Raw genomic sequence first — 12,913 nt, 5'->3', positions numbered from 1 at the left:
CGATTATCCACAAGAAGCAAGAAGTATTCGGCTGCCTGTTTTTAAACAACCAGCACCAAGTATTGAAGTTCGAAGAACTTTTTCAGGGAACAATAGATTCTGCCTCGGTTTACCCACGCGAGGTCGTCGGCAAAGTGATTGAAAACAATGCCGCTGCCGTTATCTTTTGTCACAACCACCCTTCCGGTTCAGCAAAACCGAGCCAAGCCGATATTGAGCTTACCCGACGTTTAGTTAAAGCTTTGGAGTTGATTGACGTACGCGTGCTCGATCATATGATTGTCGCGGGCTCTCTTGTCGTGAGCATGGCTGAGCTGGGGCAGCTATAAACATTAGCCAAAGCCTTTCAAGCCACCTTGGCCTTCACCAAGATAGGCAGCACCATAGACACCCGCCGAATCCCCGAGCTTTGCGCAAACGATCGGGGTTTTGGCGTGTTCGGTAAATACATGCGCTGCCATCCGCTCATTTATATCTGAATAGATCTCGATAATATTGGACATGCCACCGCCCAAAATAATGATCTGCGGGTCAAGTATATTAACCACCTGAGCAAGCGAAGCAGCCAGCTGGTTCAAGTAGCTTTGCCAAATATCTGCCGCCTTGGCATCTTTGGCCCTCATAGCCGAAATAATTTCTTCAGAGCTAAGTACCTGAGCGTACCTAAGATGATAGCTCATGGCTAAACCAGGCCCCGACAAATAGGTTTCAATACAATCTTTGCGACCACAATAGCAAAGCCTGCCTCTCTCTGGCTCGGGTAGTTTATCCAACTCAAGAGCTGGCAGACAGTTATGTCCCCACTCCCCGGCAATGCTATGTAAGCCAGCTAACACTTTTCCGTTGACGACAAGGCCCGAACCAACACCCGTCCCAAGAATCACGCCAAAGCTAATCTCTGGCACTTGTGCGCCGAACCCTTCTTTGCCACTTCCTGCAAGTGTTTCAGCTAAGGCAAAGCAGTTTGCATCATTTTCCAGATAGACCTCACAAGCGAGTAGGCGCTTAAGATCCTCAAGCAAGGGTTTACCATTCAGTACCACGGAATTGCAGTTCTTCATTACTCTCGGCCCCGTCACGGAGTCTGTCAGTGCACCGGGCGCACCAATGCCAATTGCTTCACCCTGGCTCAAACCACAGACCTGTTTCGCCTCACCAACTAGACTCGCAATTGCCTGTAAGGTTTGCCCATAATCATTTTTTGGTGTTGCAACTCGTTGCCGCCAGAGAACTTTTTGACCGTCCAAGACAACAGCCTCTATTTTCGTACCACCGAGATCCACACCAAGTTTCATAAATCCCCTTCTATCAACCATCCACACCCAAATATGAGCGTCATTTTGTACCTGATAAAGCCGATACCACGTTACAAGTTTATACACATTTTTGAAAATATTTTTTGCGATTAAAAATGCTTTCTGGTATAAAGGCGGGCTCTTTAGTGAGGACTCCAAAAAAGGGTCCGATATTTGAATTTTTTTGAACGTGCTTTCAAGGGACGTTTCGAAGTTGGAGGCAAGGTTACAATGTCTAGAGTATGTCAGGTTACAGGCAAGCGCCCAGTAGCAGGAAACAACGTTTCACACGCAAAAAACCGCACACGTCGTCGTTTTTTGCCTAATTTACAATCTCACCGTTTTTGGGTTGAGGGCGAGAAGCGTTTTGTTAAGCTTCGTGTATCTACCAAAGGTATGCGTATTATCGATAAAAAAGGCATCGAGACAGTTCTTAGTGAACTACGTGCTCGCGGCGAGAAAGTTTAGGAGATTGAGCAATGCGTGATAAAATCCGTTTAGTTTCAAGCGCTGGTACTGGTCATTTCTACACGACTGACAAGAACAAGCGTAACATGCCAGAAAAGATGGAAATCAAAAAGTATGACCCAGTTGTGCGTAAGCACGTGGTCTACAAAGAAGCTAAAATCAAGTAAGATTTTCTACCTTTCGAGGTAGGCAGCTTATTGCTTCCATTGAAAAGCCCGACTTTATTGTCGGGTTTTTTGTGCCTGTCTATGTCTATATTTTCAAAGTTTCAAGCTAATAGCCTTTGGGTAGTTTTACCTCTAATTCGATGGGTAAATGGTCAGATACCGGAAACGTTACCACGCCCGCCCTCTTAACCAATAGGCTACGACTCACCAGAATATGATCTAAGGCCTTTTCAGGGCGCCAGCTAGGAAATGAATGAGATACGCCCGGCAAAGTCACCAAGCCGGCTCCTTTTAGCGGAGAGTCATGCAGTATTTTCTCGGCATGGGTATTCATGTCGCCCATCAACACCACATGGTTATAGTCATCAACCAAATCCCGAACAAAACGTAGCTGCTGTTTTTGGGCACTATCGCTGAGCGACAAGTGCATAATCACCAATACGATCGGATCTTCCTCTTTTCCGTACTCGGCAACAATCACGCCTCGGCCAGGTATTAAGCCAGGCAAGCGATGCTCTTCAACCTTGATTGGCCGGAAACGACTTAACAAGCCATTACTATGCTTTGCTACAGGACCAAAATTTCTATTTAACTGCTGATACCAAAACGGCAAACCTGCATTACTCGCAAGGTATTCGACCTGATTAATAAATCCGCTGCGCAAGCTACCGCCATCGACCTCCTGCAAAGCCACCATATCGTACTGACTAATCAGCTCAGCAATTTTATCCAGATTGTCTTGCCGCTTTTTGTGAGGCAAAACGTGCTGCCAACTACGTGTCAGATAGTGACGGTAGGAAGAGGTGGAAATACCCACTTGAATATTGAAGGTTAATAGTCGAATCGTTTTGTCTGTTTCAAGAAACGGGGTCTTTTTCAGTTCTTCAGGGTGCACCTGTTGCGATGCTGCGTTTTGTAGCGACTCATTGATCGGCGTAATCAGTTCACTGATACGATGTTTGATTCGTTGATACATAAACTAGAATTACCCTGTTTCACGACGACTATTCATTACCACATTAATCGGCCTTAACAACAGCATAAGCGGCCCTTATGATTTTCTCAAGGCAAAAAAAATGGGGCTCATCACCCCATTCTTAAAAACGACAAATCCGGCACTAGTTCTTCTTAGCTTCTCGTTCTTTATTAACCAGATAATTCGCAATCTTTACCATATTGCCAAAGCTGCCTGCGTCACGAACACCGATTTTGTATTTGCCATTAACAATCAAAGCCGGTACACCTGTAATACGCAACTTCTTGATCTTGTCTTGAGCTTTTTTGATCGCCTCATCTATCTTGGAAATCTTTCTAAACCCACTGGCCTCAAATACCTTATCAAAGTCTTCAGACTTTATGCCTTTATCCATAAACAAAACTTTTATGTCGTCTACGTCTTTATACTTCTTAGGGTTCGATACGATCTTATCGAATAAGTACTGGTGCATCTCTTTGTACACACCCAGGAACTCAGCTGCGTAATAAGCTTTTGCATGCTCTACCCAACCAGGGAAGGTTGCTGGCATTAAACGGAAATCTACATCATCCGCCAAGCTTTTCTCCCACTCAGGTAAGTGGTCATTGTTAAATTCGTAACAATGCGGGCAGCCATACCAAAATAGCTCTAGTATTTCTATTTTAGAAGGGTCTGCGGTTTTTACCGGGTAAGGCAATTCTTTATAGTGGCGCCCTTTTTCCCAAAGATCCGCTGCAAAACTCATTTGACTAAGCAGTAGCATGATCGCTACAAACGGCATCAACCAAAAACGATTCTGGCTCTTTTTATCAGACACAAAGGCCCCCTTAATAACTATTTAAACGAACTATCCATAATAGCTTTAAGGTTTTACAGGTCAATAACACCTAGATGACCATTTAGTTAGAGTCTGGGTAAATGCCTTTAGTAGGCCTATCGTCTGGCCGGAAGGTATAGATACGAAAAAGCCAGGTCGCTGACCTGGCTTTTTTTACTTCATTTTAAGGTAAGGGCTGTTTAAATGCTTTATCCCGGAAGAAGGAACCTAATCCGGTCGATGCATCAACTTGCCACCAGCCAGCGAACCCCCATACTTCTGTTGTTTCTGAGTTATCATCTGCATTTGATGTGTCGTCTGTTACTGATTCAACATAAACATAATCGAGTGAACTATCCGGGCAATCAACAGTTGATGTACCGCCGCCCTCAAAACATATCAAGATTTCATCTGTTGAAGTATCGAGCGACCAGCTTAAACCTGTCTCAGAACCTCCATCCCATACTTCTGAAAATACGCCCCCGCTAGCAAAAATCATTTGCTCACTTAGGTTATGTTCAAAAAAGTAGGTACCCAATAAATCACTCTCAGCCGTCAAATCAACAGGGCTAGGCACTTCTGAGGCTAAGGTAGACTGAGTCACCATTAGCTCGGCACGCGTAGGTCCTTCCATCATACCGTCCTTTTTGACGACAATTTCGGGCCTGAACAAGTCACTAAAATCAGCTAATGCCACGTCATGTACTTCAGATAAACCAGCAATAGTAATTTCAAGATTACCTGAGCTATCTACCAACCAAGTTGTTGCCTCATCACCTGTATCTGTTGTTCCAGCACTTTCGTCATCATGCCTCCAGACGAATCGTCCAGTATTACCTGAGCTGTCAAATACATAATATTCTTCATACTCTGTCGAAGTGCCATCGTCATACCATTCTCTTAAGAGACCAGAACCCAGAACTCCCAGCTCTTGTCCTTGCGTCAGAGTTGCAGAGTCCGAGAAGTCCACTCCATTATTGCTTGCCGCAGCAAATGGATCTGCGCCCACACGCTGAAGTACAAAGGAACCTTCACCATCATCTAGGCTAAGCGCGTCTCCATTTAAAGACATGCTCCAACCGAGACCTGAAGGATGAGATAAACCGCCCTCACCGTCGCTTTGACCCAGCACGGAAACAGAGAAATCTCCTGTTTCCTGATCCCAGGTATAAGTTCCGTGCTCTGCTGAAGTTGGCACTATCACACCAACATCATGCTCTTCTCCGTTGTTGGTATGCATAATGATGTAGCGAGTTTCATCCACAAAAACCAGAATATTCATATTACCCGGCTCAGGTATCTGCCAGGCACCAATTAGTGGGTTCGTATCAGAGTATCCTCGCACAAGCTCATCCGGGCCTATATCATCATCGAACGTTAATACATCGCCATCGATCACCATGGTCATCTCGCCAATGGCATTATCAAGCCCTCCATCACCGTCACTTTCGCCAACTTTATTTGGTTCAAAAACACCGCTTGTTGGGTCCCATGTATATGTGCCATGCTCTGCAGAAGTTGGTAGCACACCATAAACCGGATCGGATTCCGAGTTTGCAGTATGCCCTACGATATAATTCGCATCACCATAAAAGACAACTGCATGGTAGTCACTGCCACCGTTATCAAGTAGCCAAAGGCCGATATTCTCTCCAGCCGGAGCACCGCCCGTTCCGCCACCATTACCCGGTAAGATGACAGCCGCTTTCAGATCCTCAAAAGCTACATTATTGAACATCAGTTCCTTATCACCGGCGCCCTGTAGCTGTACTCCTCCTCGGCGCACAATCGGCCCTGCCGTTTCGGAATTATCAACAAAGATAAACTGGTGACGCTCTTCACTATCCAAATCAACGAGCTTCGCTACCAATTCAGGCACCTCGAAAGAAATAACTTGATGTGAATCGATGGTTGTCGAGCTTATCGCCAGTTCAGCTATATGGAATACATCTGAAGAGTGGTCATAAACTTTCACAAAACCAATCCCTGCATTTTGATCACCGTCCAAACCACTGCCGTCACCTGAAGTCGACTCAAGATAAGCACGAATATGGAATGATCCACCATGATCATAACCATGACCAATATACAGCCCCCGATCAGACACTTCTTGCGTCACTGGCTGAGCAAGTAGCTCTGCCGCGGTCGAAAATACATCAGCAAAAGACGTCGCTGGAATTGGATCATGAATACCATCCTCATCAGGGTCTTCAGCGACAAAGCCTATTGGCACCACATTGTCGCAATCAAGGTTTGAAGCAAACCAAGGTGACCAGTCTGCATCACACTCGAAAATATACGAAGTGTTAACAGCGCTGAGCTCTGCAACAAAGATCTCTGCGCCATCACTAAAGACGGCATCCGCATCGAAAGCTTCATCACCAAAGGCTAAGTGAACTGGCAAACCAGAGACATCAAAGGCGGACAAATCTACATCCGTCGCGACAACATCGTTGGGATCACCATCAAAGCTTGCTGCAACTCTCGCGGTCTCACCAAGCGTTTCTGATCCATCGGCACCGTAACCGACAATGATAAACAGGTCATCAAGTCTTTCAATGCCATTGGCTGTCAGTACCGACATTTCTCCTGCACCGATATCTTCTGAGCTACGATCAACCCACATGCCAGTTTCAGGGTCTAGCTCAAACAGCGTCTCAAGCTCACCACTTATTGTTCCGTACTCAAACTCAAGTTGAGTATTCCCTGCAGCATCGTGGTGATAGTCTATTTCAAACCATGTTGCCCCCGTAGAATCAATATCGCTTTCGGTAATGGCAACGGGTGCCGAGCCTGTATAAGTACCACTAGAAGAACAGGTTAAGGTTTCACTTTCATTTTGCTCTGAATCCGTGAAACTCCCCCCAGCTATACCCGTACCATCAAAGTTGCCTGATAGCACAAAGCTTCGACCCGGTTCGTTATCAAGCTCTTCTACAGAGAAATCGCCATTAGCATCGATCGTACCAATCGACATCCAGCCGTCTTCTCCGTCACCTCCATTGAGAATAACCTGGTTTCCTTCCTGCTGTACTCGAACTAAGGCAAAACCGGATAATTCATCTTCCGCAACACATTGATCACCAGCGTCATTTAGCATCTCGTTATCTGGGTTAGTTCCGTCAACACTCCAGGCAAGTAGGTATTCACCAGACATATCGGGGACACCTGAACCGTCACATGTCGAATCAGCTGTATACGGGCAAGCATCGGAATTATCACCGATACCATCGCCGTCGGTATCAAACTGCTCGCTTGCATCATCAACAAAAGCGTCTTCCTGGTCGACAATACCGTCACCGTCAGCATCCTGAACGACTGTGCCGCCGCTGCCACCACTATTCATTGCTACCAAGAATGCTTCAGCTGCTAGCTGGCCATCAAAGAACCATTCTGTGTCATCAGAACAAGGTGCAGACCCCCAACATACGAGTAGTGCGCCATTTTCATCATCTACCCCAAAGGCGTGAATATATTCTGTTTCTGTGCCTCCATTGAGTGATAAAACCAAGTCCCCGGCTTCTATACTCCAGTCACCTGAATAGTGTGATTCTCCGCGCGACAAGGCATTGTCATCTAGCTCAGCACTAAACGAGCCATCAGAATTAAAGGTCATGGACTCCATAATGTAGTAAGGGTCGCCACCATCATCTGGCGCATCGTCGAAATAAACATTAAAGCGAGTTTGGTCAGAAAGTTCTTCTACCGTAAACATATGACCAGAGGTGTCTCCCCCATCACAGGCATCACCTATTCCATTATGGTCGCTATCTTGCTGATCACTGTTTGCATCAGTCGGACAGTTATCAATATCATCCGGTATACCGTCTGAGTCACTGTCAGTCGCATCTTCACTCACTGCATACAGCATGCTAGCAATGTAGTCATTAGCTTCACCATCATGGAAGAACTTGGTAGAAATATGAGGAAAGCCGTCAGCCAAGATGCCTAGCTTACGAGAGAATACTCCTGAAGCACTTGTCGCCGTAAAGCGAACAAAGCCAGAATCTATCGACCAGGTAGTCGTGTATTCAGTTCCAGTGTGATGGTCTTCGAAGCTGCCGGTTCCACCGCTATCAAAAGCAACCGTATCTTGCTCGCTGTACCAAACGGTATCGTTCACTTCTTCTGTCGTTAGCAGCTTATCCAGGCCGCCACAGTCCTCGACAGCTTGGTCGTAGTCCGCTTCAACCGCGCCACTTTCGACATCCCCTGTGGTACAGGCTTCTGGGCCGCTAGTTCCCATATCACGCATCCACTGTGCAGGGCCGTCATATTCAATACTGGAATCATTACCTTCATCGATTACTGCACGAATACTGCCATAGTCCACAGACCCGGAAGTCAACGTATATTCATCCCAGTCGTGAGAACCGGTAGCAGTAGTAATGTCCAAGACTAAGGTTTCACCATCGATTAACCAGGTAAACTCTTCTCCCTCTGCAGGACCGTCTTCAAAGAAAACTGTCCCCGTACCATCATCTCGTATTTTGTAGAAAGCCTGGCTCTCAGGCTCGGTGTCACCTGCTGGGAAGGTGATTGCAAAGTCACCAACCACATTCTCAGCTGTGAATACACCGTCTTCAGAACCACTGCCACTACAGGCATCTCCAACACCATCGCCATCCGTATCTGCCTGGTCGGGGTTTGGCACATCGATACAGTTATCTTCACTGTCTACAACTCCATCGTGGTCTGAGTCTGGCTCTGGAGGAATATAGCTAAAGTTACCCTGAACCTCCTCAATCGCCGGACCATTCAAGCCACTATCATAATGGTGCTTACCTGCTTCGCGGAAATGCCCAGTACGAACATAGAGCTGACTGTCGGATGAGTCTTCGATCATTGAAGCAATCACAGCATCAGGCATTTCATCACCAAACTCTTTACCAAGCTCTGTAGGTAAAGCGACAGAAATCACCAAGTTCGTATCATCACCTAATGGGTCCTCTATCGTCCAACTTGAAGAATGATCGAGTGCTTCAAGCGACTCGCTATCCCAGTCATAGATATAGAAGCTGACATCACCACTTGTGCCCTCATCACCACTTGTGTCGGCACCCGTTAGGTAGGCAAAAACTTCACCTTCATCAGAGTAACCCGCTGGCATACCCTGCCATTTCTCTGTCATTGAAGAGTCTGCTTCATAAATAATGTCACCTAACGAATCGGCTAACACAGGGCTACCCGTACCGTCATCGGTTTCCATTGCATTATGACAAGCCATCGTTGGTGCGGTACCGTCTGCCGGACCATCATCAGGTGCTCCCCCGCAGCGAACTTCATAAACATCCAACTGCGACACAGCATGTATCCCCAAAGCCAAGACCTCACTACCTGCAAAGACTTCTTCAGGCGCTGTTAGGCCTTCTTCACTCCACTCACGAGGGATCAAACCAAACATTGGCTCTTCCGTAACATTCGCAGAGAATGGCGTTACTTGCCAGTTCGCTAAAATGTTATCGCTTGCATCCTTTGCAACCACATTAGCTGTAACACCTGGCGTACCCTCAACCAACATTTTGTCTGATACTTCAACCCAACCATTGGCTCCGAGCATGAAACTTGAGTCTTCCTCAGTTTCCTCTACCCACATCGGTGCACCGGTGCTGGTGTCGTATCGATAACGACGCTCTTCAGTGTCATCAATCACACCATAGAAGAAGTCGAAGACCGGCTGATTGGCTGAGTCCTGATAATGCTCGTCGCCTTCCATCCAAACAAAGCCTACATTAGTTCCGGTTTCACCATCGAAGATAGTACTTGCAGACACTTCATCCATCGGCGTAAAGGTTTCTGTTGCATTGTAGGCACAGGTCGCAACAATCTGGCCGTCTGCACTTGCAAAGGTGAAGCTCTCTTCAACGGTGGCAACAATGACACCTGACTCTGCATCCAACTGACCATCAACATCCAACTCAGTTTGCATGGAACCATGCTCGCCGCTGTACTCATCGCTGAATGAAGCACTAATGCGTCCTGATGGATCGATCATCAACTCACCACCTTCGTCATGCCCTTCATCACCAAAGCTAACCCTTAGAACAGAACCTTCTTGTCTCCATAGAGACACTCGAGTCATTTCATCATTTACATCGAAAGGACAAATGCCATCTTCAGTGCCTGACTCATCAGTTTCAGTTTCAGAGTTAACAATGCGTTCATTCAAGTAGAACAAAGCTACTGAAGGCACATCACACGCGTCACCAACACCATTTTCATCGCTATCTGCCTGTCCAACATTACTATCGAGTGGACAGTTATCGACATCGTCAGCAATCGTGTCGCCATCATCATCGGTGTCACAAGCGTTACCCAAGCCATCAGAGTCTGTGTCTTTCTGCTCTTCATTAGCGATTAGCGGGCAGTTATCATCTCCATCGTGACTACCATCGTCGTCACTATCCGCTAACAGTGGGTCCGTACCTTGAGCCGCTTCATTCTCATCGGATACGCCATCGTTATCATCATCTAAGTCACAAGCATTACCCTGACCATCCTGATCAGTATTCTCCTGGTTCGCGTTAACGATTAATGGGCAATTATCGACTAGATTTTCAACGCCATCACCATCAGAGTCCGGATCACACACATCACCAATCTGATCCCCATCTAGATCAAGTTGGTCAGCATTCTCCTTAACCGGGCAGTTATCACTAGCATCTTCAATCGAATCGTTGTCATCATCGTTATCACAGGCATCGCCTTGTGCATCATGATCAGCGTTCTCCTGAACTGGGTTTGCCACCGCAGGGCAGTTATCTACCGTATCTGGAATACCGTCCTGATCTTCATCAGCAGTACAAACATCACCCACTCCATCTTCATTGGCATCAGCTTGATCATCATTCGGAACCGTTGGGCAATTATCCGCATCATCATCAACAGCGTCATTGTCATCGTTCAAATCACAAGCATCACCTTCAGCATCATCATCTGAGTTACGCTGATCAGCATTAGCAATTGCTGGGCAGTTATCGACACCGTCATTGCTACCATCATCATCAGAATCGGCATCTGTAGGTGAAGTACCCTGAGCTTCTTCCATGGTGTTCAATACACCGTCACCATCACTATCAATGTCGCAGGCATCACCTTGGCCATTGCCATCGGCATCTTCCTGGCCTGCATTAGCAATCAGCGGGCAATTATCATCACCATCATTTTCGCCATCGTCATCTGTATCAGCATCAGTCGGGTCGGTGCCTTTTGCATTTTCCTCCGCGTCGCTTAGACCATCATTATCATCATCATGGTCACAAGCATCACCACCATCTGATTCAGAATCAGAGTTTTCCTGATTACTGTTAGCGTCAATTGGACAGTTATCGAAGGCGTCTTCTACACCGTCACCATCATCATCACTATCACAAACATCACCAAACTCATCGCCGTCTGCATTCAGCTGTCCAGGGTTCATATCGACAGGGCAGTTATCCTGCTCATTGCCTACTCCATCATTGTCGGTATCGGCATCACAAGCATCACCAAATCCATCTTGGTCAGCATTGCTCTGGTCTTCATTTGCAACCGTTGGGCAGTTATCAGATTTGTCACCTAAGCCATCACCATCACTGTCTGATTGCTCATTTGGATCGTTATCGAAGTCATCAGCATCATCTGGCGCACCATCATTGTCATCGTCATGGTCACAAGCATCGCCTTGTGCATCGCCATCAAAATTTTCCTGGCCCGCGTTGGCATCATTTGGACAGTTATCAATGCCGTTTGCAACGTCATCGCCATCGTCATCACCCTGAGAATCTTCCTGGAGTTCTGGATTTTTAGGGAAGGCATCATTTTTATCATCAACACCGTCATCATCGGTATCAGGATCTCTAGGGTCACTTCTTTCTTCAAATTCTTCTGCCTGGTCACTCACGCCATCATTATCATCGTCGCCATCACAAGCATCTCCGCGAGCATCGCCATCGAAGTTTTCCTGGCCTGGGTTAGCATCGGCAGGGCAGTTATCTAACTGATCGGCGAAACCATCCTGATCGCTATCAGCTTCACAAGCATTACCTAAGCCATTGCCATCAGTGTCTTCCTGATCCGAGTTAGCGGTCGAAGGACAGTTATCGACACCGTTCTTGATATCATCGCCATCACGATCATCATCACAGGCATCACCAAAGTCATCACCGTCTAGGTTATCGCTCTGGCCATTCCTATTCGGTACTGTTGGGCAATTATCTGCGCTATCTTCGACTGTATCGTTATCATCATCACTATCACAGGCGTCACCTTGGCCGTCACCATCTGAGTCACGCTGATCACTGTTACTATTCACTGGGCAATTATCACGGCCATCACCTACGCCATCTTCATCACCATCGCGGCTAGTCGGTGCAGCGTCGTTTATATCTAGCACACCATCGTTATCATCATCCGTATCGGCTGTATCACCAATACCGTCGCCATCGGAGTCACGAGTCTCTAAAGCATTTTGGGGGAATGGGTCTGAGGCATCAGGTGTACCATCACCATCATCATCAGTATCTGCATTGTTACCTGTACCATCACCGTCTGTATCTAATTGCTCAGAAGCAAGTAAAGAGAAGGCATCAGCATCGTCTTCAACACCATCATTGTCATCATCAGTATCAGTGTTGTTACCGATGCCATCACCATCTGTATCGGTATCTTCATTAGGGTTCAGTGGGAAACGATCTTCAGAGTCTGGCGTACCATCACCATCATCATCGGTATCAGTGATATTTGGCTCACCGTCGCCGTCTGTATCAGTACTTGCCAAGGCATCTAGAGGTGAAGCATCATCACTGTCGGCAACACCGTCACCATCATCGTCATCATCGGTGTTGTTACCAATACCATCACCATCGGTATCGGTGTCTTCACTAGAGTTTAGAGGGAAGGCATCTTCGGAATCAGGTGTACCGTCTCCATCATCATCGCTGTCTGCATTGTCACCGGTACCATCGCCATCGGTATCGACAATTTCATTCGGGTCAGTCGGGAAATCATCCAGATCATCGGCAACACCATCATTATCGTCATCAGTATCTTCTGAGTTACCTACACCGTCATTGTCAGTATCTTCTGTTTCTGTTTCATCTGAAGGGAAAGCGTCAAGATCATTGTTAACGCCATCACCATCGCGATCCAGGTCACAAGGATCACCGCGACCATCATCATCCAGGTCACTCTGTACAGGGTTGTAATGAAC

At 46.8% G+C, this 12,913-nt stretch carries 7 protein-coding genes; 3 read left to right on the top strand and 4 right to left on the bottom strand.

What is annotated here, in order from left to right; all coding sequences use genetic code 11:
* The coding region (locus tag A3735_RS23130; RefSeq protein ID WP_304440008.1) for a JAB domain-containing protein at positions 1 to 329 on the top strand (329 nt) is incomplete at its 5' end.
* 3 nt (positions 330 to 332) lie between these two features.
* Here the strand turns inward: A3735_RS23130 and A3735_RS23125 are convergent.
* On the bottom strand, positions 333 to 1,295 hold the full coding sequence (locus tag A3735_RS23125) for an ROK family protein (RefSeq protein WP_068510853.1): 963 nt from the start codon (positions 1,293 to 1,295) through the stop codon (positions 333 to 335).
* A 231-nt stretch (positions 1,296 to 1,526) separates the two neighbouring features.
* Here A3735_RS23125 and rpmB point away from each other — a divergent pair, with 231 nt between their 5' ends.
* Both rpmB and rpmG read left to right on the top strand, forming a co-directional pair.
* Positions 1,527 to 1,763, top strand: a complete 237-nt coding sequence (gene rpmB / locus A3735_RS23120; protein ID WP_068510857.1) for a 50S ribosomal protein L28 — start codon at positions 1,527 to 1,529, stop codon at positions 1,761 to 1,763.
* Between the two features lie 11 nt (positions 1,764 to 1,774).
* The gene (rpmG, locus tag A3735_RS23115) at positions 1,775 to 1,930 is read left to right on the top strand and encodes a 50S ribosomal protein L33 (RefSeq protein ID WP_068510851.1); all 156 of its coding nucleotides are present in this window, start codon (positions 1,775 to 1,777) and stop codon (positions 1,928 to 1,930) included.
* Between the two features lie 106 nt (positions 1,931 to 2,036).
* Here rpmG and A3735_RS23110 read toward each other — a convergent pair whose 3' ends face one another.
* From A3735_RS23110 to A3735_RS29835, 3 genes are all read right to left on the bottom strand, one after another.
* A complete protein-coding gene (locus tag A3735_RS23110; protein ID WP_068509233.1) occupies positions 2,037 to 2,906 on the bottom strand; it encodes an endonuclease/exonuclease/phosphatase family protein in 870 nt (289 codons plus the stop codon).
* A 142-nt stretch (positions 2,907 to 3,048) separates the two neighbouring features.
* Entirely contained in the window at positions 3,049 to 3,723 is a 675-nt protein-coding gene (locus A3735_RS23105) for a thiol:disulfide interchange protein DsbA/DsbL (protein WP_082865026.1), read from the bottom strand.
* 184 nt (positions 3,724 to 3,907) lie between these two features.
* A partial coding sequence (locus A3735_RS29835) for a thrombospondin type 3 repeat-containing protein (protein ID WP_197485994.1) occupies positions 3,908 to 12,913 on the bottom strand: 9,006 nt, incomplete at its 5' end.

Source organism: Oleiphilus sp. HI0061 (assembly GCF_001635675.1).
This window is presented reverse-complemented; position numbering and strand designations above follow the sequence as displayed.

What these genes read in the sequence shown, in the direction of transcription:
- rpmB (WP_068510857.1), top strand. Translation starts at nt 1,527, where the DNA reads ATGTCTAGAGTATGTCAGGTTACAGGCAAGCGCCCAGTAGCAGGAAAC.
- A3735_RS23110 (WP_068509233.1), bottom strand. Translation starts at nt 2,906, where the DNA reads ATGTATCAACGAATCAAACATCGTATCAGTGAACTGATTACGCCGATC.
- A3735_RS23125 (WP_068510853.1), bottom strand. Translation starts at nt 1,295, where the DNA reads ATGAAACTTGGTGTGGATCTCGGTGGTACGAAAATAGAGGCTGTTGTC.
- rpmG (WP_068510851.1), top strand. Translation starts at nt 1,775, where the DNA reads ATGCGTGATAAAATCCGTTTAGTTTCAAGCGCTGGTACTGGTCATTTC.